At 64.2% G+C, this 22,471-nt stretch carries 28 protein-coding genes; 10 read left to right on the top strand and 18 right to left on the bottom strand.

Translation table 11 applies throughout. From position 1 onward, the window contains the following. Positions 1-136: 136 nt before the first annotated feature. The 8 genes from RS027_RS06390 to zapE form a co-directional block, all read right to left on the bottom strand. A complete protein-coding gene (locus RS027_RS06390) occupies positions 137-664 on the bottom strand; it encodes a ClpXP protease specificity-enhancing factor (protein WP_311955132.1) in 528 nt (175 codons plus the stop codon). 60 nt (positions 665-724) lie between these two features. Next, positions 725-1,351: a stringent starvation protein SspA gene (sspA, locus tag RS027_RS06385; protein ID WP_311955130.1), complete on the bottom strand. Its 627-nt coding sequence runs from the start codon at positions 1,349-1,351 to the stop codon at positions 725-727. Between the two features lie 139 nt (positions 1,352-1,490). After that, the gene (locus tag RS027_RS06380; protein ID WP_311955127.1) at positions 1,491-2,255 is read right to left on the bottom strand and encodes a cytochrome c1; all 765 of its coding nucleotides are present in this window, start codon (positions 2,253-2,255) and stop codon (positions 1,491-1,493) included. Continuing rightward, complete coding sequence (locus tag RS027_RS06375; RefSeq protein WP_311955124.1) at positions 2,255-3,514, bottom strand: cytochrome b; 1,260 nt, start codon at positions 3,512-3,514, stop codon at positions 2,255-2,257. The genes RS027_RS06380 and RS027_RS06375 overlap by 1 nt, the downstream gene beginning before the upstream one ends. After that, on the bottom strand, positions 3,514-4,113 hold the full coding sequence (petA, locus tag RS027_RS06370) for a ubiquinol-cytochrome c reductase iron-sulfur subunit (RefSeq protein WP_311955121.1): 600 nt from the start codon (positions 4,111-4,113) through the stop codon (positions 3,514-3,516). The genes RS027_RS06375 and petA overlap by 1 nt, the downstream gene beginning before the upstream one ends. A 211-nt stretch (positions 4,114-4,324) precedes the next feature. Continuing rightward, on the bottom strand, positions 4,325-4,714 hold the full coding sequence (gene rpsI, locus RS027_RS06365; RefSeq protein ID WP_311955117.1) for a 30S ribosomal protein S9: 390 nt from the start codon (positions 4,712-4,714) through the stop codon (positions 4,325-4,327). Between the two features lie 13 nt (positions 4,715-4,727). Further along, positions 4,728-5,156: a 50S ribosomal protein L13 gene (gene rplM, locus RS027_RS06360; protein ID WP_311955113.1), complete on the bottom strand. Its 429-nt coding sequence runs from the start codon at positions 5,154-5,156 to the stop codon at positions 4,728-4,730. Between the two features lie 201 nt (positions 5,157-5,357). Beyond that, positions 5,358-6,539 carry a cell division protein ZapE gene (zapE, locus tag RS027_RS06355; RefSeq protein WP_311955110.1) on the bottom strand — a complete coding sequence of 394 codons (1,182 nt, stop codon included), beginning with the start codon at positions 6,537-6,539 and terminating at the stop codon, positions 5,358-5,360. Between the two features lie 186 nt (positions 6,540-6,725). Here zapE and RS027_RS06350 point away from each other — a divergent pair, with 186 nt between their 5' ends. Continuing rightward, on the top strand, positions 6,726-7,199 hold the full coding sequence (locus RS027_RS06350; RefSeq protein ID WP_311955108.1) for a ZapG family protein: 474 nt from the start codon (positions 6,726-6,728) through the stop codon (positions 7,197-7,199). A 20-nt stretch (positions 7,200-7,219) separates the two neighbouring features. On the opposite strand, the gene RS027_RS06345 is transcribed toward RS027_RS06350, so the two are convergent. Then, positions 7,220-7,981: a Nif3-like dinuclear metal center hexameric protein gene (locus tag RS027_RS06345; protein WP_311955105.1), complete on the bottom strand. Its 762-nt coding sequence runs from the start codon at positions 7,979-7,981 to the stop codon at positions 7,220-7,222. Positions 7,982-8,189: 208 nt separating this feature from the next. Here RS027_RS06345 and RS027_RS06340 point away from each other — a divergent pair, with 208 nt between their 5' ends. Then, positions 8,190-9,449 carry a Do family serine endopeptidase gene (locus RS027_RS06340; protein ID WP_311955152.1) on the top strand — a complete coding sequence of 420 codons (1,260 nt, stop codon included), beginning with the start codon at positions 8,190-8,192 and terminating at the stop codon, positions 9,447-9,449. Positions 9,450-9,478: 29 nt separating this feature from the next. Here the strand turns inward: RS027_RS06340 and hisD are convergent, their stop codons facing one another. The 9 genes from hisD to RS027_RS06295 form a co-directional block, all read right to left on the bottom strand. After that, positions 9,479-10,798 (bottom strand): histidinol dehydrogenase, encoded by a 1,320-nt coding sequence (hisD, locus tag RS027_RS06335; protein ID WP_311955102.1) that lies wholly within the window; start codon positions 10,796-10,798, stop codon positions 9,479-9,481. A 49-nt stretch (positions 10,799-10,847) separates the two neighbouring features. Further along, positions 10,848-11,507, bottom strand: a complete 660-nt coding sequence (gene hisG, locus RS027_RS06330) for an ATP phosphoribosyltransferase (protein WP_311955101.1) — start codon at positions 11,505-11,507, stop codon at positions 10,848-10,850. Between the two features lie 56 nt (positions 11,508-11,563). Further along, positions 11,564-12,826 carry a UDP-N-acetylglucosamine 1-carboxyvinyltransferase gene (gene murA / locus RS027_RS06325; protein ID WP_311955100.1) on the bottom strand — a complete coding sequence of 421 codons (1,263 nt, stop codon included), beginning with the start codon at positions 12,824-12,826 and terminating at the stop codon, positions 11,564-11,566. A 10-nt stretch (positions 12,827-12,836) separates the two neighbouring features. After that, positions 12,837-13,088: a BolA family protein gene (locus tag RS027_RS06320; protein WP_311955097.1), complete on the bottom strand. Its 252-nt coding sequence runs from the start codon at positions 13,086-13,088 to the stop codon at positions 12,837-12,839. Positions 13,089-13,181: 93 nt separating this feature from the next. Continuing rightward, positions 13,182-13,508, bottom strand: a complete 327-nt coding sequence (locus RS027_RS06315) for an STAS domain-containing protein (RefSeq protein WP_311955095.1) — start codon at positions 13,506-13,508, stop codon at positions 13,182-13,184. Further along, positions 13,505-14,149, bottom strand: a complete 645-nt coding sequence (locus RS027_RS06310) for an MlaC/ttg2D family ABC transporter substrate-binding protein (RefSeq protein ID WP_376717584.1) — start codon at positions 14,147-14,149, stop codon at positions 13,505-13,507. Before RS027_RS06310 ends, RS027_RS06315 begins: the two co-directional genes overlap by 4 nt. A gap of 38 nt (positions 14,150-14,187) precedes the next feature. Further along, positions 14,188-14,652: an outer membrane lipid asymmetry maintenance protein MlaD gene (mlaD, locus tag RS027_RS06305; protein WP_311955093.1), complete on the bottom strand. Its 465-nt coding sequence runs from the start codon at positions 14,650-14,652 to the stop codon at positions 14,188-14,190. Between the two features lie 17 nt (positions 14,653-14,669). Beyond that, positions 14,670-15,482 (bottom strand): lipid asymmetry maintenance ABC transporter permease subunit MlaE, encoded by an 813-nt coding sequence (gene mlaE, locus RS027_RS06300; RefSeq protein ID WP_311955090.1) that lies wholly within the window; start codon positions 15,480-15,482, stop codon positions 14,670-14,672. Beyond that, positions 15,483-16,331 (bottom strand): ABC transporter ATP-binding protein, encoded by an 849-nt coding sequence (locus RS027_RS06295; RefSeq protein WP_311955083.1) that lies wholly within the window; start codon positions 16,329-16,331, stop codon positions 15,483-15,485. Positions 16,332-16,569: 238 nt separating this feature from the next. Between RS027_RS06295 and RS027_RS06290 the strand changes: the two genes are divergently transcribed. From RS027_RS06290 to RS027_RS06255, 8 genes are all read left to right on the top strand, one after another. Further along, complete coding sequence (locus RS027_RS06290; RefSeq protein ID WP_311955081.1) at positions 16,570-17,556, top strand: KpsF/GutQ family sugar-phosphate isomerase; 987 nt, start codon at positions 16,570-16,572, stop codon at positions 17,554-17,556. Positions 17,557-17,598: 42 nt separating this feature from the next. Next, positions 17,599-18,147, top strand: coding sequence for a KdsC family phosphatase (locus RS027_RS06285; RefSeq protein WP_311955080.1), 549 nt, complete (start codon positions 17,599-17,601; stop codon positions 18,145-18,147). An 8-nt stretch (positions 18,148-18,155) separates the two neighbouring features. After that, complete coding sequence (gene lptC, locus RS027_RS06280; RefSeq protein ID WP_311955076.1) at positions 18,156-18,776, top strand: LPS export ABC transporter periplasmic protein LptC; 621 nt, start codon at positions 18,156-18,158, stop codon at positions 18,774-18,776. After that, on the top strand, positions 18,773-19,279 hold the full coding sequence (lptA, locus tag RS027_RS06275; protein ID WP_311955073.1) for a lipopolysaccharide transport periplasmic protein LptA: 507 nt from the start codon (positions 18,773-18,775) through the stop codon (positions 19,277-19,279). Before lptC ends, lptA begins: the two co-directional genes overlap by 4 nt. Positions 19,280-19,374: 95 nt before the next feature. Continuing rightward, a complete protein-coding gene (gene lptB, locus RS027_RS06270; RefSeq protein WP_311955142.1) occupies positions 19,375-20,100 on the top strand; it encodes an LPS export ABC transporter ATP-binding protein in 726 nt (241 codons plus the stop codon). A 78-nt stretch (positions 20,101-20,178) separates the two neighbouring features. Continuing rightward, a complete protein-coding gene (locus RS027_RS06265) occupies positions 20,179-21,585 on the top strand; it encodes an RNA polymerase factor sigma-54 (RefSeq protein WP_311955138.1) in 1,407 nt (468 codons plus the stop codon). A gap of 84 nt (positions 21,586-21,669) precedes the next feature. Continuing rightward, positions 21,670-21,978: a ribosome hibernation-promoting factor, HPF/YfiA family gene (gene hpf / locus RS027_RS06260; protein ID WP_311955070.1), complete on the top strand. Its 309-nt coding sequence runs from the start codon at positions 21,670-21,672 to the stop codon at positions 21,976-21,978. A gap of 6 nt (positions 21,979-21,984) precedes the next feature. Then, positions 21,985-22,455, top strand: coding sequence for a PTS sugar transporter subunit IIA (locus tag RS027_RS06255; RefSeq protein ID WP_311955068.1), 471 nt, complete (start codon positions 21,985-21,987; stop codon positions 22,453-22,455). Positions 22,456-22,471 lie beyond the last annotated feature (16 nt).

Raw genomic sequence — 22,471 nt, 5'->3', positions numbered from 1 at the left:
GGGGAGCAGGTGCTCGATTCGCTCCCACTGATCATCGCGTAACTTCAACCGACTCATGGCCCACCAAAATCTATGAATACTAAATCAGTTTAAACGAAACTAATGATTGTTAACACACCCTAGTGTTTCACCAGCGCTATTTAACCACGCGCAGCGAGGGCCGCTTTTTGGCAGCCTCGCCGCTTTTGCTGCCGTTGCCGGCGCGGTCGGACGACTTGTCTTCGTCCTTTTCGCCTTTCTGCGCGTCGTCGCCGCTATCGGTAACCGACGTCAGCGCCGGCGCCTTGGCGTCGCCCTTGGGGGCGTCCTGGCCCGGCTCGTCGGCGGCCTCTTCGTCCAGCGCCGCGAGGTCAGGCTCATGGCCAAACACCATGCCGGCCGCGTTCTCCCGGGCATACACCGCAATCAGCGCCTCCATGGGGATCATGATCTGCATCGGCTCGCCGGAAAAACGCGCGCTAAAGCCGATGGCCTGATTTTCCATGAAGAAGTCACGCACCGCCGTAGGCGAGGCGTTGAGCACGATCTGGCCGTTTTGCACCAGCTGTTCGGGCACTTCCACACCCGGGCGGGTTGCATCCACCACCAGGTAGGGTGTCAGCTCGTTGTCCAGCAGCCATTCATACAGGGCTCTGGCAAGATAGGGGCGGCTGGAACGCGTCATTGTCGCTCTCCTTTCGCGGCATTAGGGGCACATTGCCGGGTTGACGGGGCCGGTGTGCATTCAGGCACGTATTTCTTTTTCACGCTCGTTGAGCGAGGCCTTGAAGGCATCGCGCTCGAACACGCGCGACATGTAGTCCATCAGCGGCTGTACCTGCTTTTCCGGCAGTTCGATATTAAGCTCGGGCAGGCGCCACAGGATCGGGGCCAGGCAGCAGTCCACCAGGGTGAACTCGTCGCTCATGAAAAACGGCATGTCCTCGAAGATGGGCGATATGCCCACCAGGCTTTCGCGCAGCTCCTTGCGCGCCTTGTCCGCTTCCTTCTTGCTGCCGGTACGAATGCGCTCGACCATCGGGCACCACTCGCGCTCGATGCGGTGCATCCACAGCCGGCTTTGCGCCCGCGCCACCGGGTAAACCGGCAGCAGCGGCGGGTGCGGGAAGCGTTCGTCCAGATACTCCATCATCACCTTGGATTCGTAGAGCACCAGGTCGCGGTCCAGAAGCGTCGGCACGCTGTTATAAGGATTGAGCTCGGCAAGCTCCTCCGGTGCCTGCTCGCCGCTTACGTCGACGATATCCACCGCCACGCCCTTCTCGGCCAGCACGATACGTACCCGATGACTGAAATGGTCATCTGTACCGGAATAAAAAATCATCGACGACCGTTTGGCCACAACACCCATGTAGCAATCCTCGCTTCAAGTCAATAGGTCATACTACCATGCCGCGGCGTCTCTGGGGAAAACGCCCGGCAAGCCGGCTCCTGAGACACAAAGGGCACACGACGGTGTCGTGCGCCCTGGTTCACGGGGCTAGCATGGCTTAGTGAATATCACGCCAGTATTCCCGCTTGAGGAAGTAGCAGATAATCCCCAGGATAAAAATGAACAGCAGCACCTTGGGCGCGAGCGCCTGGGCCTTGAGCTTGGACGGCTCACCCACGTAGGCCAGGAAGTTGGTCAGATCATAGACCGCGTCCTCGAACTCGTCCGGCTCCATCTCGCCCGGCTGAGTCACCCTCAGCACGTCGCACGACTGGTACTTGCCGGTGAGCGGATCCGGCGACTGCCCTTCAACGGGTTCGTCCGTGGCCGCACAAATTCTCTCCTGCACCCCCTGCAAGGGCTCCAGCACGTTGGGCATGGCGACCAGCTCGAACACCGCGTTGTTCACTCCGGTCGACTGGCTATCGTCCCGATAGAAGCTCAGCAGGTAGGAGTAGATCCAGTCGGGACCGCGCAGGCGCGATTCCATGGTCAGATCCGGCGGCGGCGCACCGAACCAGTTTTCCCCGTCATCGGCCTGCATGGCGTTATGCATCTGGTCGTTGAACGCCAGATCCGGCGAGAACACCAGGTTGTCTTCTACCAGAGCCTGAGGGATATCCAGATCTTCCGCCGCACGGGAGAACCGCTGGTGCTCAAGCGAGTGGCAGCCCATGCAGTAGTTGACGTAGAGCTTCATGCCGTTTTGCAGCGACGCCTGGTCGTGCAGGTCCGGCTCCATGGAGTACGGCAGCCCCCCGCCGGCTGCCATGGCCGTTACCGGCAGCAGCGCGAAGAGCAGTGCAAACAGTTGCTTTTTCATTAGCCAGTCACCCTTTCCGGAACGGGTTTAGTCTTCTCCAGCCGGGTATAAAGCGGCATCAGCAGGAAGAAGGCAAAGTAGATGACGGTACAGACCTGCGCGAGAATGGTCCGCCCCGCGCTCACCGGCATCACGCCAAGAACGCCAAGTATGATAAAGCTGATGGCAAACAGCGCCAGCATCACCTTGGAGATCCAGCCCTTGTAGCGGATGGAGAGGACCGGACTGCGGTCAAGCCACGGCAGCACGAACAGTACGGCAATGGCACCGCCCATGAAGATCACGCCCAGGAACTTCGCTTCCAGCCCGAAGATCGAGAAGGTGATCGCGCGCAAAATGGCGTAGAACGGCGTGAAGTACCAGACCGGGGCAATGTGGTCCGGGGTCTGCAGCGGGTTGGCCGGCTCGAAGTTGGGCTTTTCGATGAAGTAGCCGCCGCCTTCGGGGAAGTAAAAGATCACCACGCAGAAGACGAACAGGAAGACCGCCACGCCGACCAGGTCCTTGACCGTGTAGTACGGGTGGAAGGGAATGCCGTCTAGGGGCTTTCCGGTCTCGTCTTTCTTCTTCTTGATATCGACGCCGTCGGGATTATTCGAGCCCACCTCGTGCAGCGCGATAATGTGCAGCACGACCAGCGCCAGGATAACGATGGGCAGCGCCACCACGTGCAGGGCAAAGAAGCGGTTGAGGGTAATACCGGAAATCAGGAAGTCACCGCGCACCCACTGCGCCAGATCCGGCCCGATGGCGGGAATCGCGGAGAACAGCGAGATGATGACCTGGGCGCCCCAGTAGGACATCTGGCCCCAGGGCAGCAGGTAGCCCATGAAGGCCTCCGCCATCAGCGCCAGATAGATGGTCATGCCAAAGATCCACACCAGCTCGCGCGGCGCCCGATAGGAGCCGTACAGCATGCCGCGGAACATGTGCAGATAGACCACCACGAAAAACGCCGAGGCGCCGGTGGTGTGCATGTAGCGGATCAGCCAGCCCCACTCGACGTCGCGCATGATGTACTCGACCGAGGCAAACGCGCCCTCGGCCGTAGGGTTGTAGCTCATGGTCAGCCAGACGCCGGTCAGGATCTGGTTGACCAGCACCAGAAGCGCCAGCGAACCGAAGAAATACCAGAAGTTGAAATTCTTCGGCGCATAGTATTTCGACAGATGTTCTTGCCACATCTGCGTGGCGGGAAAGCGGTCATCGACCCAGCGCATGACGCCGCGATCCGCCTTGGCCTTGTGTGGATTACCCATCAGGCAGTCTCCTTGTCCTCGCCGACAACGATAATGTCGTCGCTATCGAAGCGATACGGCGGCACTTCCAGGTTGGTGGGCGCGGGCACGTTGGAAAAAACGCGGCCGGCCAGATCAAAGCGGGAACCGTGGCAAGGGCAGAAGAAGCCGCCCGGCCAGTTGTCGGTGCCGACATCGTCAGCGTCGGGCTCCGGCTTGAACAGGGGCGAACAGCCCAGGTGGGTACAAATACCGACCAGCACGCCGATTTCGGGCTTGATCGAGCGCAGCGCGCCGTCGATATACTCAGGCTGCTGGGGCACGATCGAGTCCGGGTCGGCCAGGCGGTCAGTGCCCAGCGTTTCCGTGCGCTCGATCATTTCCGACGTCCGGTTGATGATCCATACCGGCTTGCCGCGCCACTCCACCGTCATCCGCTGCCCCTTTTCAAGCTTGGAAATATCCGCTTGAACCGGGGCGCCGGCTGCCCTTGCCTTGGCACTAGGCTGCCAAGAAGCCACAAAGGGGACCGCAACCCCGACAGCGCCCACCGCTCCAACTACGGAGGTGGCGCCGACGAGGAAACGGCGCCGGCCCTTGTTTACGCCGTTATCTGCCATTCCAGGTTTCTCCCTTTTGCTCACCCGTACGCCGCAAACGCGCAATATGACGGCGACGAATATAAAATACGCTCTATAGTAAAAAAACACGGCGCTTTGCACAACAATAACCCCTGCGACCAAGGCCAGGCGACTATTGCTAACTTATTGATATTCTAGCAAAAAAAACGCCCAGGCCAATGACCCGGGCGTTTTGCCGCATGCGTTTGCCTTAACGCTTGGAGAACTGCGGGCTGCGACGCGCCTTGCGCAGACCGATCTTCTTACGCTCGACCGCGCGGGCATCGCGGGTGACGTAGCCGGCATCGCGCAGCGCCGGGCGCAGATCTTCGTTGTAGTCCATCAGCGCACGGGTGATGCCGTGACGAATGGCGCCGGCCTGGGCACTGCCGCCGCCGCCGGCAACGGTGACGTAGACGTCAAACTGCTCCAGCGTCTCGGTGAGCTCCAGCGGCTGGCGCACCACCATCTGGCCGGTAACGCGGCCAAAATACTGGTCCAGCTCGCGCTGGTTGACGGTAATCTTGCCGGTGCCCGGCTTGAGGAAAACGCGGGCGGTAGATGTCTTGCGGCGCCCGGTACCGTAATACTGCTGTGTCATGGCGAGAAATCCCTTAGATATTCAGTTCAAGCGGCTGCTGGGCAGCGTGCGGGTGCTCGGCACCGGCGTAGACCTTGAGCTTGGCATACATGGCGCGGCCCAGGGGGCCCTTGGGCAGCATGCCCTTGACCGCCGACTCGATAACGCGCTCCGGGGCGTGACCGATCATTTGCTCAAAGCTCATGGAGCGCAGACCGCCCGGGTAACCCGTGTGGCGGTAATAGTTCTTGTCGCTTGCCTTGTTGCCGGTCACCCGGACCTTTTCGGCGTTGACGACCACGATGTAATCGCCGGTGTCGACGTGGGGCGTGAACTCGGGCTTGTGCTTGCCGCGCAGGCGGCGAGCAATTTCGGTCGACAGACGACCGAGCGTTTTGTCAGTCGCGTCGACAACGTACCAGTCGCGCTGGACGGACTGCGGCTTGGCACTGAACGTCTTCATGGATGAAATCACCAGGTAAAATGTGTTGGGTGCCGTAATGCGCCAGTGAGGCGCGCACCATCCCTATTTTTTTTGGTTGCCGCGACAAAAGCCTTGGACGACAAATGTCTTGGCAACTTAGGTCGAACGGGGCGGGATTCTAACCCAGGCCGGCGCCAAAGTTAAGCGCTCCGGCAGAATTTTTCTGCGCCCGCCGGCCGCTCAGGGCCGATGGGGAAGCGCCAGATAGTCCCGGGACTGCATTTCCTCGAGCCTTGAGAGCGTGCGCCGGAATTCGAAATTCAGCCGCCCCCCGGTGTAAAGCGACGCCGCCGGCACCTCCGCTGCGATCAGCAGGTTGACGCTGCGATCGTAAAACTCGTCGACCAGATTGATAAAGCGCCGCACTCGGTCATCGTGGCGCGCGCCCATCTGGCGCACGTTGGCCAGCAGCACGGTATGAAAGCGGCGCGATAGCTCAATGTAGTCGTTCTGGCTGCGCGGCCCGTCGCACAGCTCGCTGAACTCAAACCACGCCACGCCATCGCCCAGCTGCCTGGCGGTAAGCGTGCGGCCGTTGATCGAAAGCGCCGCCTGCGCCTCCCCCGCCCCGCCGGCAAGCTCCCGGAACTTTTGCGCGAGCGCCTGCTCCGCTGCGGCGTCCAGCGGGGCGTGGAACACCTCGGCCGGGGTCAGCGTGCGCAGGCGATAGTCGATGCCGCTGTCCAGCTGCATGACGTCGCAATGCTGCTTGAGCAGCGCAATCGCCGGCAGAAACCGCGCCCGCTGAAGTCCTTCCCGGTAAAGATCATCCGGCGCCACATTGGACGTGGCCACCAGCACCACCCCGCGCGCAAACAGCGCCTTGAGCAGGTTGGCAAGCATCATGGCATCGCCGATGTCCTCGACGAAAAACTCATCGAAGCAGATGATCCGCGCCTCGGCGGCGAGATCGGCGGCGATCAGCGACAGCGGATTTCTCTCGCCCTTGTAGCGGCCGAGCTCGGCATGAACGTGCTGCATGAAGCGGTGAAAATGGGTGCGTTTTTTATCGCTGAAGGGCAGCGCGGCAAAAAACGCGTTCATCAGGTAGGTTTTGCCGCGCCCCACGCCGCCCCAGAAATACACGCCGGCAATACGCGGGGCGGCGTCAACCGCCTCGTCCTGCGAGCCCCCAAGGCCCGCCAGGCGGCGCAAAAAGCCGCCCCGTGCCGGCCGCGAAGGCGCCGGCGGATCGGCCAGCAGTTCCTCATAGAGCCGCTGCAGGCGCATAACCGCTGCCTGCTGCGCGGCATCGAACACGATCTCGTCGCTGTCCAGATCCGCCTGGTAGCGCGCAAGCGGCGACAAGGGACTGGCAGGGTCCTGTGGCGTGCCCGCCCGCCGGGGGCTCTGTTGTTCCATGGTTATTCTCCCATATTGCCGGACGGCGGAATTGTACGTCCTTGGCCGCCAGGGCGCATGCCCGGACGTGCCGTTACATTGTCGAATTGACCTGCAAGCCCGGCACGCGCCTATAATAGCCACGGAAAAATATCGCCCGGCCCCGTGCACGGCGGCCAGTGACCCGGGAACCAGGGAGACACCAGAGTGGAAGAATCAGGCCTGCAGTTAACGTTTGCGCTTATCGGCATCTTTATTGGCATCGCGATCGGCGCCCTTGGCTACCGTCTCTTGAGCAAAAGCCAGCGCCAGGTATCGAATATTAAGCTTCGGCTCCTCGAAAGCGAGCGCCAGGTTGCCGAGCTCAAAGCCGATATGAGCCGTCATCTGGTGGATACGCATCGCCAGATATACGACGCCCGCGCCGCGCTTGAACAGCTTGAACAGCGCCTCAAGCAGGAAGCCGGCGCTTGGGCCATTGCCAGCGACGCGCTGACCGGCAATGAAGACAGCTCGCTGAAAACCGCCGCCCAGGAGCCTCTCGCCGACGAAGCCAATGCCTCGGAAGGCCACCCGCCACGGGACTATGCCGATGGCCAGAACGGCACTCTCTCCGAAGACTTCGGCCTCAAGGCGACCGACGACGAAGCGGCCCAGGCGCCCCAGCCGCCGCGCTATTGAGTCGGCGCCGCGCCCTGCCGTCAGGCAGGGTTGTCGATGTCCACAAAGCGATGCGTCACGCCGTACTCTGACGCCAGCCATTCGCCCAGCGCCTGGACGCCGTAGCGTTCGGTGGCGTGATGCCCGGCGGCCAGGTAATGAATCCCCAGCTCCCGGGCCAGGTGCGTGGTGCGTTCGGAAATTTCTCCCGAGACAAACGCCTGGGCGCCGCCTTCGTGCGCCGCAGCGATCATGTCCTGAGCCCCGCCGGTACACCAGGCAATACGCTCGATCTCGCCTACCCCGGGCGCCTTGATCATCATGGGCTCGCGCTCGAGCCTGTCGGCCAGCTGGTCGGCCAGCGCTTCCACGCTCAGCGGCGCGGCGGTTCTGCCCCACCACAAAAGCCCTTCTCCCAGCTCGCCGTCCAGACAGCGCTCGACCTGCCAGCCCATAAGCCGGCCAAGCTCGGCGTTGTTGCCAAGCGTCGCGTGGGCATCCAGCGGCAGATGATAGGCCAGCAGGTTGATGTCGTGACTAAGCAACGTCTTGATCCGCCGCTGCTTCATGCCGGTCAGCGCTACGGGCTCGTTTTTCCAGAAGTAGCCGTGGTGCACCAGCACCAGGTCGGCCTGCCACGCCACCGCCTCATCCAGCAGCGCCTGACAGGCGGTCACGCCGCTCATCACCCGAGCGATGCGCGCGCGCCCTTCTACCTGCAGGCCGTTGACGGTGAAATCCTTGAATCCCTGCGCCCCCAGGCGCTGTTCACACGCCGCTACCAGCGTATCCCGATGAAGCATGCTGCCTCCCTGAAAGTTTGCCGCGACCGTTAAGTCAACGGCGTGAACAATGTTACCATGCGCCAATCATAAAGACGGTTCGCTGCCGGCGTGAAGCCTGGTCCCGGGCAGCGCCCGTTTCCGGCCGTTATCGCCCGCCGCTGACACCCCCTCACGCAAGGGATGCACTCGAGTCAAAGGAACGTCGCCGATGCCAAGGAACGTACTGCTGCAACGCTTCCTGCTACCCTATGTCTGGCCGGTCATCGCCGGCGTGCTGATCGCCGCGGCGCTGCTGCTGGCGTTTCCCGAGCGCCTGCCCAACCCCTTTGCCGACTCTTCGCCGCCGGCGTCCGAGGGCAGCGAGGCCGCGCCTGCCGCCGGTGACTCTGCCCCCGAGCGCACCGCGCCGCAGATTCAGGAAGCCGCGCCGCTCGCCAGGGATCAGGGGCCGGCAAGCTATGCCGATGCCGTTAGCCAGGCCGCACCGGCGGTGGTCAACGTCTACTCGTCGCGTATCGTCGAGCGCGACCAGCACCCGCTGATGTCGGACCCGTTTTTCGAGCAGTTTTTCGATAACGACGACACCACCGGCCAGCAGCGCATGCTGTCGAGCCTGGGCTCGGGGGTGATTGTCAGCCAGGACGGCTACGTGTTGACCAACCACCACGTCATCCAGGGCGCCGACCAGATCCAGGTAGCCCTGCGCGACGGCCGCGAGACCCTGGCCAACGTCATCGGCACCGACCCGGAGAGCGACCTGGCGGTGCTGCGCATTCCGCTGGACAACCTGCCGAGCATCAAGCTCAGCGACTCCGAGGCGGTCACCGTGGGCGACGTGGCGCTGGCCATCGGCAACCCCTTCGGCGTGGGCCAAACGGTGACCATGGGCATCATCAGCGCCACCGGGCGGAGCCACCTGGGCCTCAGCGCCTACGAAGACTTCATCCAGACCGACGCGGCCATCAACCCCGGCAACTCCGGCGGCGCGCTGATCAACCCCGACGGCGCGCTGGTGGGGATCAACACGGCGATATTCTCGCGCTCCGGGGGTTCTCAGGGAATCGGCTTTGCCATTCCGGCCAACCTCGCCCACGGCATCATGGATGAGCTGGTGACCCAGGGGCGGGTGATTCGCGGCTGGCTGGGCATCGAAGCCCAGGCGCTGTCCCGGGAGCTTGCGGCCTCCTTCGGGCTGCGCACGCCCCAGGGCATGATCGTCGCCGGCGTGGTCCAGGACGGCCCCGCCGAGCGCGCCGGGCTGCAGCCCGGCGATGTGCTGCTCGCCCTCGGCGATGAGCCGATACTCGATGCCCGCAGCACCATGAGCGACATCGCCGAGCTTACCCCCGGCGCCGAGCTGTCGCTGACCATCGTGCGCAGCGGCGAGAAGAAAGAGCTGGAGCTGACCGTCGGCGAACGCCCCCTCTCCGCCCGCTCCCTGCCGCCCCAACAGTCGCTGCCGTCGCAGCCCACGGCGCCGCGCTAGGGGGACCGGCTAGGCCAGCCGCGCAGCGCTTATCGCTTCAGGCGGTATTCCGCCGAGCGCGCGTGGGCCGTCAGCGACTCGCCCCGGGCCAGCACCGCGGCAATTTCGCCAAGCGTCGAGGCGCCGTCGGCCGAGCAGTTGATCAGCGACGAGCGTTTCTGGAAGTCGTACACCCCAAGCGGCGAGGAAAACCGCGCGGTGCCCGAGGTGGGCAGCACGTGGTTAGGCCCGGCACAGTAGTCACCCAGGGCCTCGGCGGTGTAGCGCCCCATGAAAATCGCCCCGGCGTGACGCACCTCGGGCAGCCAGCGTTCGGGATCGGCCACGGAGAGCTCCAGATGCTCGGGGGCAATGCGGTTGATCAGCGCAACCGCTTCCGCTTCGCTTGCGCAGTGGATCAGCGCGCCGCGGTTGCCAAGCGAGGTGCGCACGATGTCTTCCCGATCGAGGGTCGGCAGCAGCCGCTCGATAGATGCGGCCACGGCGTCGAGTTGGGCCTTGTCCCAGCTGACCATGATGGCCTGGGCGTCCTCGTCGTGTTCGGCCTGGGAGAACAGGTCCATGGCCAGCCAGTCGGGATCGGTGCCGCCGTCGGCGACGATCAAGATTTCCGAGGGCCCGGCGATCATGTCGATCCCCACTTGGCCGAACACCGCGCGCTTGGCCGTGGCCACGTAGATGTTGCCCGGCCCGACGATTTTATCCACCCGGGGCACGGTGTCGGTGCCGTAGGCCAGCGCCGCCACCGCCTGGGCCCCGCCGATGGTGAACACATAGTCCACCCCGGCCAGGTACGCCGCCGCCAGCACCAGCTCGTTGAGCACGCCGTCGGGGGTGGGCACCACCATGACGATTTCCCTGACCCCGGCGACGTGGGCCGGAATCGCGTTCATCAACACCGACGACGGATACGCCGCCTTGCCGCCGGGTACGTAAATCCCCGCCCGGTCCAGCGGCATCACCTGCTGTCCAAGCACCGTGCCGTCGGCCTCGTTGTACTGCCAGGACTCGGGTTTTTGGTGCTGGTGATAGCGGCGGACGCGCTCGGCGGCGGCGGACAGCGCCTCGCGCTGCTCATCCGGCAGGCCGTAGAACGCCTGCTCAAGACGCGCGGGCGCAAGCGTCAGCTCCTGCATGGTGGTAACCGACAGCCGGTCAAAGCGGTTGGTGGCTTCGATGACCGCGGCATCGCCCCGGGTTTTGACCGCCTCCAGAATCTCGTTGACCCGGGCCTGCACCGCCTGATCCGAGACGCCGTCCCAGTCCAGCAGCGCGTCTAGCCGCCGGTCAAAATCGGCCTCTCCGGTAGCAAGCCGGGTAACTTCCGCTGCGCCAGCCGTCGCGTTCATAGCTAACCTCGTGTCTTGGTGTCGTCGTGCAAAGGCGGTGAAGCGGCGTCTAGGCGCTGGCCTCGTCGGCCGGCCGGCGGCTGTCGACGGCGGCTTCCAGACGTTCGATGAGCGGCTTGATGCGGGCGTGCTTCATGGTCATCGAAGCCTTGTTCACCACCAGCCGGGTGCTGATGTGGTCAATCAGCTCCCGGGGCTCCATACCGTTGGCGCGCATGGTATTGCCGGTATCCACGATATCGACGATCTCATCGGCCAGGTTCATGATCGGCGCCAGCTCCATGGCGCCGTAAAGCTTGATCACCTCGGCCTGAATGCCCTGCCTGGCGTAATAGCGCCGGGCGACGTTGACAAACTTGGTGGCCACCCGCCGCCGCGCCCGGCCGGGGCACTCTCCCCGAGTACCGGCGGTCATCAGCTTGCAGCGGGCAATATTGAGGTCAAGGGGCTCGTAAAGGCTGTCGGTGCCGTGCTCGAGCAGCACGTCCTTGCCGGCAATGCCCATGTCGGCCGCGCCCAGCTGCACATAGGTGGGCACGTCGGTGGCGCGGATCACGATCAGCTTGACGTGCTCCAGGTTGGTGTCGAACAGCAGCTTGCGGCTCTTGTCGAGCGCCTCGGCCGGGGTGATGCCCGCATCGGCCAGCAGCGGCAGGGTTTCATCCAGTATGCGCCCCTTGGAAAGCGCCAAAATCAGTTGCTTGCTCATGGTTGTCGCCAGTCGTTATCGCATGGTTGTCGCGCAGGCAGCGCCTGCACGACGGCTCAGCCCGGCACGCGGCGGATACGCGCCCCCAGCTGCTGGAGTTTTTCCTCGATGCACTCGTAGCCGCGGTCGATATGGTAGATGCGATCCACCTGAGACTCGCCGTCAGCCATCATCGCGGCAATCACCAGCGACGCCGAGGCGCGCAGATCGGTCGCCATGACCGGCGCCCCGGAGAGCGTCTCGACGCCGGTAATCAGCGCCGTATTGCCCTCGAGGGCAATGTCCGCGCCCATGCGGTTGAGCTCCTGGACGTGCATGAAGCGGTTTTCGAAGATGGTTTCGACCACCCGTGAACTGCCCTCGGCCACCGCGTTCATGGCCACGAACTGGGCCTGCATATCGGTGGGAAACGCCGGATACGGCGCGGTACGGATATTGACCGCCCGGGGGCGTTTGCCGTGCATGTCGAGGCTGATCCAGTCGTCGCCGCAGGCAATCTCGGCACCTGCCTCCTCGAGCTTGGCAAGCACCGCTTCAAGAATATCCGCCCGGGTGCGGGTTACTTTCACCCGCCCGCCGGTCATGGCGGCGGCGACCAGGAAGGTGCCGGTTTCGATGCGGTCGGGCATGACGTCGTGCTCGCAGCCGTGCAGCCGCTCAACGCCCTCGATAGTAATGGTGTCGGTGCCGTGGCCGCGAATGTTGGCGCCCATTTTGATCAGGCACTCGGCCAGATCAATGATTTCCGGCTCCCGGGCGGCGTTTTCCAGCACCGTGGTGCCTTCGGCCAGGGTCGCCGCCATCAGCAGGTTTTCGGTGCCGGTGACGGTCACGGTATCGAAGAAGATCGTCGCCCCGCGCAGCCTTCCGTCGACCCGAGCGCGGATATAGCCGCCCTCGACGCGGATCTCCGCCCCCATGGCTTCAAGGCCCTGGATGTGAAGGTCCACCGGACGCGAGCCGATGGCGCAGCCGCCGGGAAGCGACACGTCGGCATGGCCGAAGTGGGCTAAAAGCGGCCCCAGCACCAGAATCGAGGCGCGCATTTTCTTCACCAGCTCGTAGGGCGCGTGGCAGTCGGTGACCTGGGAGCCGTCCAGCTGGATGCTGAGCTTTTCGCCCATCACCGGCTCGACCCCCATGCGTCCGAGAAGCTCAAGCGTGGTGGTGATGTCCTGCAGGTGCGGCAGGTTGCCGATAACCACCGGGCCGTCGGCCAGAAGGCTTGAGCACAGAATGGGCAGCGCGGCGTTTTTCGCCCCGCTGGCCCAGACTTCGCCGTCAACCGAGCCGTTGCCGGTAATGATTAACTTGTCCATGCGCCCGGCGTTATCCCACGTTTTCCGGCGCGCTTTCCCACTGCGCCGGCGTGTAGGTCTTGATGCTGATGGCGTGCAGCGCGCCCGAGGCAATCTGATCGCTCAGGGCACCGTACACCAGCTGCTGGCGCTTGACCGGCGAGAGCCCCTCGAACGCCTCGCCCACGGCGATGACCTGGAAATCGCAGCCCTCGCCTTGTACATGAAACGTGCAGTCGTCCAGATGCGACTCGAGCAGCGTTTTTACCTCAGTGGGTTGCATGGACAGAAACTCCTAACCGTCGGAAAAAGAAACGTAGCGGCCATGATAAAGAAAAGCCGGCGCTTTGGCGATCGGCCTGCCGGACCCGTCGAGCTACGCCGCCGGGGGGTCAAACAGGGCGTCAAGCTCCGCCAGGCTGGTCAGCCGGCGCAGCGGCGCGGAAAGCCGAACCTCGTTGACGACGATGCCGCGACGCCGGCAGATCCGCAGCCACTGCAAGAGCACGCTGATGGCCGCGCTGCTGGCGCGCTCGACCCCGCTGAAGTCAAGCGTCAGCGAGGCTGCCTCACCGCGCTCGAACCACTGCTCGCCGGCCTCGGCAAGGGCAGCCGCGACGCTCGTTCCCAGGTCGCCGCTGACCTCAAGCCCGGCATCACCGCTTTCGAGCACCACGCCGCGGTGGGAAAACAGCGTCGTCAAGCGTCGCCCCCCTCTTCCAGCTCGTCAACGCCAACGCCCGGCGACCAGTCGCGAATGACCGCGTCGTAGTCGCGGTTGTGATCGCGCATGGCCTGGTCGAACTGGTTGCGAAACGTAAGCCCCAGATTGATGCCGTTGACGATGACGTTAACCACTCGCCATTCGCCGTCGTTGAGGCGCAGGCTGTAGTTGACCGGGTAGACGTCACCGTTATTGGCGACGATTTCCATTTCCACGCTGGCCTGGTCGTCGTAGCGCTGGGGGCGCTGCTCGTCCACCACGCGCAGCGCGTCGTAATCGAAGGTGACAAGCCCTTTGGTGTAGGTGTCGATCAGCGTCTGGCGGAACACCTCGGCAAAGCGGCGGCGCTGCTCGGGCGATGCGTTGCGGAAATAGCTGCCCATCACGCTGGCGCCGATATAGCGGAAGTCGGCTACCTCGTCGAGGCTTTCGTCGACCAGCTCCTTGAGCTCGTCGATATTGTTGGCGTAGTAGTCTTCCCGGGAATCCAGGTCCGCCATGAAGCCGGTGATGTTGTCCCGGATCAGCGCCTCGGGCGTTTGTTCCTGGGCGTATAGCGGCGCGCCAAGCGCCAGGGAGGCAGCCAGCATGCCGCCGCTCAGCCAGTATTTCAGTTTCATGACGCTTCCTCGCTCTATTCGGTTGTCAGTGATTGCGCTCAGTCCTTGACCATACTCGACACAAACTGCTGTATCAGCTCTTCGAGCACCAGCGCGGACTGGGTGTCGCGAATGGTATCGCCGTCCTCAAGCGTCTCCGGGTCACCGCCCACGCTAAGCCCCACGTACTGCTCGCCGAGCAGGCCTGCAGTGAGGATGGCGGCGGTGGTATCCCGGGAAAGCTGCCCTTCCAGATCGCTTTTCAGGCGCATGGTGACCCGGGCGTCAAACCATTCGGTATCCAGGTCGATGGACTCCACCCGGCCCACGGTGACCCCGGCCATGGTGACACGAGCGCGCGGCTTGAGGCTGCCGATATCGGAAAAGTTGGCGTCCACCTGAAACGTTTCCGACGGCGCGGCAAGCGTCAGACCGCTGACGCGGAGGCCAAGAAAGACCATGCCCAGAATGCCGGCAAGAATGAAAAGGCCCACGCCGAACTCTACGGTTTTACTGCGTTGCATGCATCTGCTCCCGCGTTTTAAAGGCCGCCGAACATGACGGCGGTCAGCACAAAATCCAGCCCCAGGACCGCAAGCGAGGAATACACTACGGTGCGCGTGGTCGCCCGGGAAATCCCTTCGGAGGTAGGAATCAAATCATAGCCCTGAAAGACCGCAATCCAGGTGACGACGAGCGCGAAGACCAGGCTTTTGATCATGCCGTTACCCACGTCGGCGAAAAACGCCACGCTTGACTGCATGTTGCCCCAGAAAGCGCCCTCGGAAACCCCGAGCCACTGCACGCCCACCAGGTAGCCGCCCCAGACGCCCACCACGCTAAAGCCGACGGTCAACAGCGGCAGCGACACAAAGCCCGCCCACAGGCGCGGCGCCACCACCCGACGCAGCGGGTCCACGCCGATCATCTCCATGCTGGTCAGCTGCTCGGTGGCCTTCATCAGGCCGATTTCGGCGGTCAGCGCCGACCCCGCGCGCCCGGCAAACAGCAGCGCAGCGACCACCGGTGCCAGCTCGCGCAGAAGCGAAAGCGACACCATCTGCCCAAGCGCCTGCTCGGCACCGAAGTCGATCAGAATCGTATAGCCCTGAAGCGCCAGCACCATGCCGATAAAAAGCCCCGACACCAGCACAATGGCAAGCGACATGACGCCGACAAAGTGCATCTGCACAAGCCACAGGCGAAGCCCCTCACCCGAGGGTACGCCGGCGACCGAGCGGGCGACGAAAATACTCGCCCGTCCCAGTGCCTCAACGACGCCGAAGGCCCCGCGCCCCAGGCCGGCCACCCGCCCTGCCAGCCGCGAAAACGACCGTCGAATCCCTCCTGCCATCTAGTTTGCTCCCGGGGTGGCGTCCACCTCTGCCTCTTCGGCTGCTGAGTCAGCGCCGAGAATATCGCGATAGAACGGCGGCGCCGGATAGTGAAACGGCACCGGGCCGTCGGGCTCGCCGTGCATGAACTGGCTGACCCGGGCATCGTTGTGGGTATCAAGGCTTGCCGGCGTGCCGTGGGCGACGATACCGCCGTCGGCGATCAGATAAAGGTAGTCGGCAATGCTGATAGTTTCCTTGATGTCGTGGGACACCACCACGGAGGTCAGCGAAAGCGCCTCGCCCAGCCGCTTGATCAGCTGCACCAGCACGCCCATGGCGATGGGGTCCTGGCCCACGAACGGCTCGTCGTAGAGCACCAGCTCGGGGTCCAGCGCCACCGCCCGGGCCAGCGCCACGCGCCTGGCCATGCCGCCGGAAAGCTCGGCCGGGGTCAGCTCGCGGGCGCCGCGCAGCCCCACCGCCTGGAGCTTGAGCAGCACGATATCGCGGACCATGGCGTCGGGCAGGTCGGTGTGGATGCGCAGCGGGAACGCCACGTTCTCAAACACGTCCAGGTCAGAAAACAGCGCGCCGCTCTGAAACAGCATGCCCATACGCCGGCGCAGGGCAAACAGCGCCTTGCGCGACAGTCGGTGCACGTCCTGCCCGTCGATCAGCACGCGGCCCTTGTCCGGCGTCAGCTGGCCGCCGATGAGCTTGAGCAGCGTGGTTTTTCCCGACCCGCTCGGCCCCATGATGCCCGTCATCTTGCCCCGAGGAATGGACAGGTTGACGCCGCGGAAGATAGGGCGTCCTCCGCGGGAAAAATGCAGGTCTTCCACTTCTATAAAGGCCGAATCCGTCATGGCACTCTCGTCTGCTGGACAAATCATCGTCTGATGGACAAACCGCCTGACTCAGGTTATCGAACAGCGTACTTTAACGCCATAGCCCGACAGAATCCATTCGCCGGCGAATAAAATAAAACCCTCGGCAGGCCTGCACGCAATGGTACGATACCCGCACCCGTCGATTAGAGACACATAGTTAAAGACGCATAGTTAAAGACGCATAGTTAAAGACATACAGAGAAAAGAGCCCCGCATGCCCGATTCATCCGCCACCCCTGTCTCCCCACGCGAGAGCGCGCTGCGTACCCTGACCGTAGAGCAGGCCGCCATTGGTGACCTCAAGGCCAAGCTCGACGCTCACTTCGACCGCGCCTGCGAGCTGATACTCGCCTGCCGGGGCCGCGTGGTGGTAACCGGCATGGGCAAGTCCGGCCACATCGGCGGTAAACTTGCCGCGACCCTTGCCAGCACCGGCACCCCGGCGTTTTTCGTACACCCCGGAGAGGCGAGCCACGGGGATCTGGGCATGATCACTCCGACCGATCTGGTGCTGGCGCTGTCCAACTCCGGCGAAACCGGCGAAGTCACCGCGCTGCTGCCGCTGCTCAAGCGTCTGGGCGTGCCGCTGGTGAGCATGACCGGCCGCCCGGACTCCACCCTTGCCCGCCACGCTGACGCCCACCTGGACAGCGGCGTGGCGCGCGAAGCCTGCCCGCTGGACCTGGCCCCGACAAGCTCCACCACCGCCGCCCTGGCGCTGGGTGACGCCCTGGCCGTGGCGCTGCTGGAGGCGCGGGGCTTCACCGCCGAGCAGTTTGCCCTTTCGCACCCCGGCGGCAGCCTGGGCAAGCGCCTGCTGCTGCGCGTCCAGGACATCATGCACAGCGGCGAGCGCCTGCCCCGGGTGGCACTTGGCAGCCCGCTGCGCGACGCGCTTTTGGAAATTACCCGCCAGGGGCTCGGCTTTACCTGCGTAGTTAACGCCGACGGCACCCTGGCCGGGGTATATACCGACGGCGACCTGCGCCGTACCCTGGACCAGCACCGCGACGTGCTGCGCCTGACCGTCGACGAAGTGATGACACGGCCGGGCCGACGCATCGCCCCGGACGTGCTTGCCGCCGAAGCCGTGCGTATCATGGAAGACGGCAAGATCACCGCGCTTGCCGTGGTCGATGACCACCAGCGCCCCATCGGCGCACTGCACATGCACGACCTGCTCGCCAGCGGCGTCATTTAGCCCCGGCGGCGCGCCGGTCCAGCTTTTTTTGACGGAGACAGCATGCCTCAATCGATTGCCCCCAGCGCCGGACTGGCGAACGTACGCCTGCTCGCCCTTGACGTTGACGGCGTCCTGAGCGACGGGCGCCTCTATTTTCAGGCCGACGGCATGGAAACCAAGGCGTTTCACACCCAGGACGGCCACGGCCTCAAACTGCTAAAGCGCATGGGCATTCATGTAGCGCTGATCACCGGGCGCGACTCGGCCATGGTCACCCGCCGCGCCAGGGCGCTGGGGATCACCCACGTTTATCAGGGCTGCGAACACAAGCTGGAAACCCTCAGCGGGCTCTGCGATTCTCTGGACACCACCCTTGAGCAGGTCGCCTACTGCGGCGATGACCTGCCCGACCTTGCCGCCATCCAGGCCGCCGGCGTAGGCATCTGCGTGCCCAACGCACCAACCTATATGCAAAAGCACGCCGACTGGGTCACCGCGCGGGCGGGCGGTCACGGCGCGGTGCGCGAGATCTGCGACGCGCTGCTCGCCGCCCAGGGCCACTGGGACAGCATCATGGCAAGCTACCGGTACCTACCGCCGTCGTCGTGAGACAGCACATGCAGAGGCCTTCTTTTATCCACGCTACCCTGGTTCGGCTTTCCCGGCTGCAAAAGCGGGCCTGGCTGCCGCTGCTCCTCGTCGCGCTCGGCGTGCTGCTGGCCTGGCTCGACCTGCGCGGTACCCGCCAGGCCCCGCCGGACCCTGCCGCCCGGGCCGAGGAGCCCGGCCACGTGATCGAAAACGCCGAGCTCAAGCTCTACGACGACGCCGGCAACCTGACCCAGCGGCTGGCCTCCCCGCATATTACCCATACGCCCCAGCAGGCCATCACCCGCTTCGACATGCCCCACGCCACCCTGATCGACAGCGAGCAGCGCGAGTGGCGCGCCACCGCCAACAGCGGTACGCTCAGCGGCCAGCAGCAGCGGCTGACGCTCGACGGCGATACCCGGCTGACGGCGCCGGATGAAGGCTGGCAGCTCGACACCCGGACGCTTCATTACGACAGCGTCAACCGGCACGCCTGGAGCGACACCCCGGTTCTGCTGCAGCAGCCGCCCCAGCGCATGCGGGCCCAAAAGCTCGATGCCTGGCTGGACACCAGCGAGGTACGCCTGAAAGGCCAGGTTCGCGGCCACCATCCACCAGCGGCGGCATCCGCCAAGGAAACCCCATGAGCACACGCCTTTATTGTTGCATTACCGCGGCTATCCTGGGCATCGGCGTACTGGGCGTCGGCCTCGCCCAGGCAGCGCCCGTCGACCCCGTCGAGGTCGAAGCCAACCAGCTCGATCTCGACCAGCGCGCCGGCACGGCGGTCTATCGCGGCAACGTCCAGATACGCCAGGGCGAGATGCGCCTGCGCGGCGCCCGGGTGGAAATACAGCGCAATGATGAAGGCGAGCTCTCCCGGGCCACGGCCTTCGGCGAGCGCGCCTACCTGCGCCACCGGCCGGACCCGAACAAGCCCCCCATCGAAGGCAATGCGCGCCGGATCATCTACCACGTCGCCGATCGCCGGGTCGAACTGATTGACCAGGCCGAGCTCGATCAGGGCGGCGACCATTTCAAGGGTGGCCGCCTCGAGTACTTCATCGACAGGAAAGTAGTCCAGGCCCGCTCCGACGTCGAAGGCAGCGACAACCAGCGCATTCGCATGACGCTGCAGCCCGAGAAATAGCGCCCGCCGGCGTCCTTGCAAGCGCAGATTACCGATAAAGAGGCCCCACTGTGTCTTTTGACGACATCACCGCCGACACGCCGCCCCCGGCAGCGATCAAGACGCTGCACGCCCGCCATCTGGCCAAAAGCTACAAGCGTCGCCAGGTGGTCAAGGACATCAACCTGGACATCTCCCAGGGCAGCATTGTCGGGCTGCTGGGCCCCAACGGCGCGGGCAAGACCACGTCGTTCTACATGATCGTCGGGCTGGTCAAGGCCGATGCCGGAAGCGTCGGCATCGACGATACCGACCTTTCCCGGGCGCCGATGCACGAGCGCGCCCGGGCCGGTATCGGCTACCTGCCCCAGGAAGCGTCTATCTTTCGCAAGCTCTCGGTGGCCGACAACATCATGGCCATTCTGGAAACCCGCAAGGACCTCAACCGCCAGGCCCGAAAGGCGCGCCTAGAGGCGCTGCTCGACGACTTCCACGTCGGCCATATCCGCGACAACCTGGGCATGAGCCTCTCCGGCGGCGAGCGCCGGCGGGTGGAAATCGCCCGCTCGCTGGCCATCGAGCCGGCGTTCATCCTGCTCGACGAGCCCTTTGCCGGCGTGGACCCGATTTCGGTGGGCGAAATCAAGACCGTCATCCGGGCGTTGAAAGAGCGTCACATCGGCGTGCTGATTACCGACCATAATGTGCGCGAAACCCTGGATATCTGCGATACCGCCTACATCGTCGGCGACGGGCATATCATCGCCAACGGCTCGCCGCACAGCATTCTCGATAACCAGCAGGTACGCGACATCTATCTGGGCAACGAATTCCGCCTGTAGCGCCCCCGCTTGCCGCCGGACAGCAACCGGACTTAGGGTAATCAGAGTAAAGCGTCCCCTGCGATGAGTGTTTCTGCCATGGCCATGAAAGCGTCCCTTCAGCTACGCGTCGGTACCCAACTGACCATGACGCCCCAGCTCAGGCAGGCCATTGGCCTTTTGCAGCTGCCGACGCTGGATCTGCGCCAGGAAATTCAGCAGGCGGTGGAAGCCAACCCTCTGCTTGAGCAGGAAGACGAGTTTGGCGAGCAGGCCGCCGTCGAGCCCGCCGAAGACAGCTGGGCCGAGCAGATACCCGGCGAGCTCGCCGTGGACAGCGACTGGTCCGACACCTACCCCGATACCCAGCAGACCACCGGCGAAGGCCCCGACTTCGAACGTCAGGCGGCCGGCCAGACCCTCCACGGCCATCTGCTCTGGCAGCTGGCGATGCTCGACCTGACCCCCGGCGCCAGGCTCACCGGCGAAGCGCTGATCGACTCGGTCGACGCCAACGGCTATCTGACCCAGCCGCTGGAGGACATAGGCGAGGGCCTCAAGGGCCACGGGGGCGAGCCCATCAGCGCCGACTGCCTTGAGCGCATGCTTGGCCGCCTGCAGCAGTTCGACCCCACCGGCGTCTTTGCCCGGGACCTGGGCGAATGCCTGACGCTGCAGCTTGACGCCATGCCCGGCACTACGCCGCAGCTGATGCCCGCCCGCCGGCTGGCGCGGCAGTTTCTCACCGCCCTTGGCCAAGGCGATACGCGCCTGCTCAAGCGCCGGCTGGGCCTTGACGACGCCGGGCTCGACGCCGTCACCAAACTGATCAAAAGCCTCGACCCGCGCCCCGGCAGCGCTTTTGACAGCGCCGGCAGCGGCCACGTGCTCCCCGACCTTCTCGCCCGGCGCAGCGAAGGCGGCTGGCAGCTCGAGCTCAACCCCGACGCCCTGCCCCAGCTGCGCATCCAGCCCGACTACGCCGCGCTGATCCAAAAAGCCGACAGCAGCCGGGACAACAGCTTTCTCAAAGAGCACCTTCAGGAAGCCCGCTGGCTGATCAAGAGCCTGGCCAGCCGCAACGATACCCTGCTACGCGTCGGCCGCGAGATCCTGGCCCGCCAGCTGGATTTCCTCGACCACGGGGAGGCGGCCATGAAGCCGCTGGTGCTTGCCGATATTGCCGAAGCGGTGGGCATGCACGAATCCACCATCTCCCGGGTGACGACGCAGAAGTTCCTGCATACGCCCCGCGGCGTGTTCGAGCTCAAGTACTTTTTCTCCAGCCAGCTCGCTGGCGACGACGACAGCACCCATTCAAGCACCGCCATCCGCGCACGCATCAAACAGCTGATAGAGCAGGAGCCCCCCGCCAAGCCGCTGTCCGACAGCCGCCTGGCCGCGCTGCTCGACGAAGCCGGTATCCGGGTGGCGCGCCGCACCGTGGCCAAATACCGCGAAGCCCTGGGCATTCCGCCCACCAGCGAACGCCGCCGCCGGGGCTAACCGGCGAAACTTTGGCCGGGGGCTTTGTTTGCCGGCCAAAAGGGTTACAATCAAACGACCATCCCACGGATAAGGAGTACGTCCATGCAGGTCAACATTACCGGTCATCACATCGAACTGACTGACGCCTTGCGTGACTACGTCAATGACAAACTCGCCCGAGTCGAGCGCCACTACGACAACATCACCACCGTGCAAGTGACCCTATCCGTGGAAAAAGAGCGCCAGCAGGCCGCCTGCACCATGAACGTTGCCGGCGCCGAACTGCACGCCGATGCCACAGAAACCGACATGTACGCCGCCATCGACGCGCTGGCCGACAAGATCAACCGCCAGCTGGTCAAACACAAGGAAAAAGCACAGGCCCGCGCCCAGGGCGCCGGCCTGCGTTAAAGCATAATGACGTTGGAAGCGATCCTCCCCCCGGAGCGCGTGCTCTACGACGTTCCCGGGGGCAGCAAAAAAAGGGTGCTGGAGTTTTTCAGCACCTTTATTGCGCAAAACATCCCCAGCCTGGACAGCCAGGAAGTCTTCAGCCGCCTGATCAGCCGGGAAAAACTCGGCAGCACGGGCATCGGCAACGGGGTGGCCATTCCTCACGCCCGCAGCCCGCACTGCCACTCGCCCATCGCCGGCTTCCTCAAGCTGGCCGAAGCCGTCGACTTCGACGCCATCGACGGCGAGCCGGTGGACCTGGTCTTTGTGCTGCTGGTGCCCGAAGAGGCCGACGACAACCACCTGGCGCTGCTGGGCCAGGTGGCGATGATCATGAACGACGCCAACACCCGCCTTGAGCTGCGCCGGGCGCAAAGTCAGCGCCACCTGCTTGATTTGATCATCGACAAGATCCGCGAGCAGCCCGACCCATAGCGCCCCGCTTCCTTCA

The sequence above is a fragment of the Halomonas garicola genome (assembly GCF_031935715.1).
Lineage (GTDB): Bacteria > Pseudomonadota > Gammaproteobacteria > Pseudomonadales > Halomonadaceae > Vreelandella > Vreelandella garicola.
Note: the sequence above shows the minus strand (reverse complement) of the source record. Positions and strands in the feature narration are given on the sequence as shown.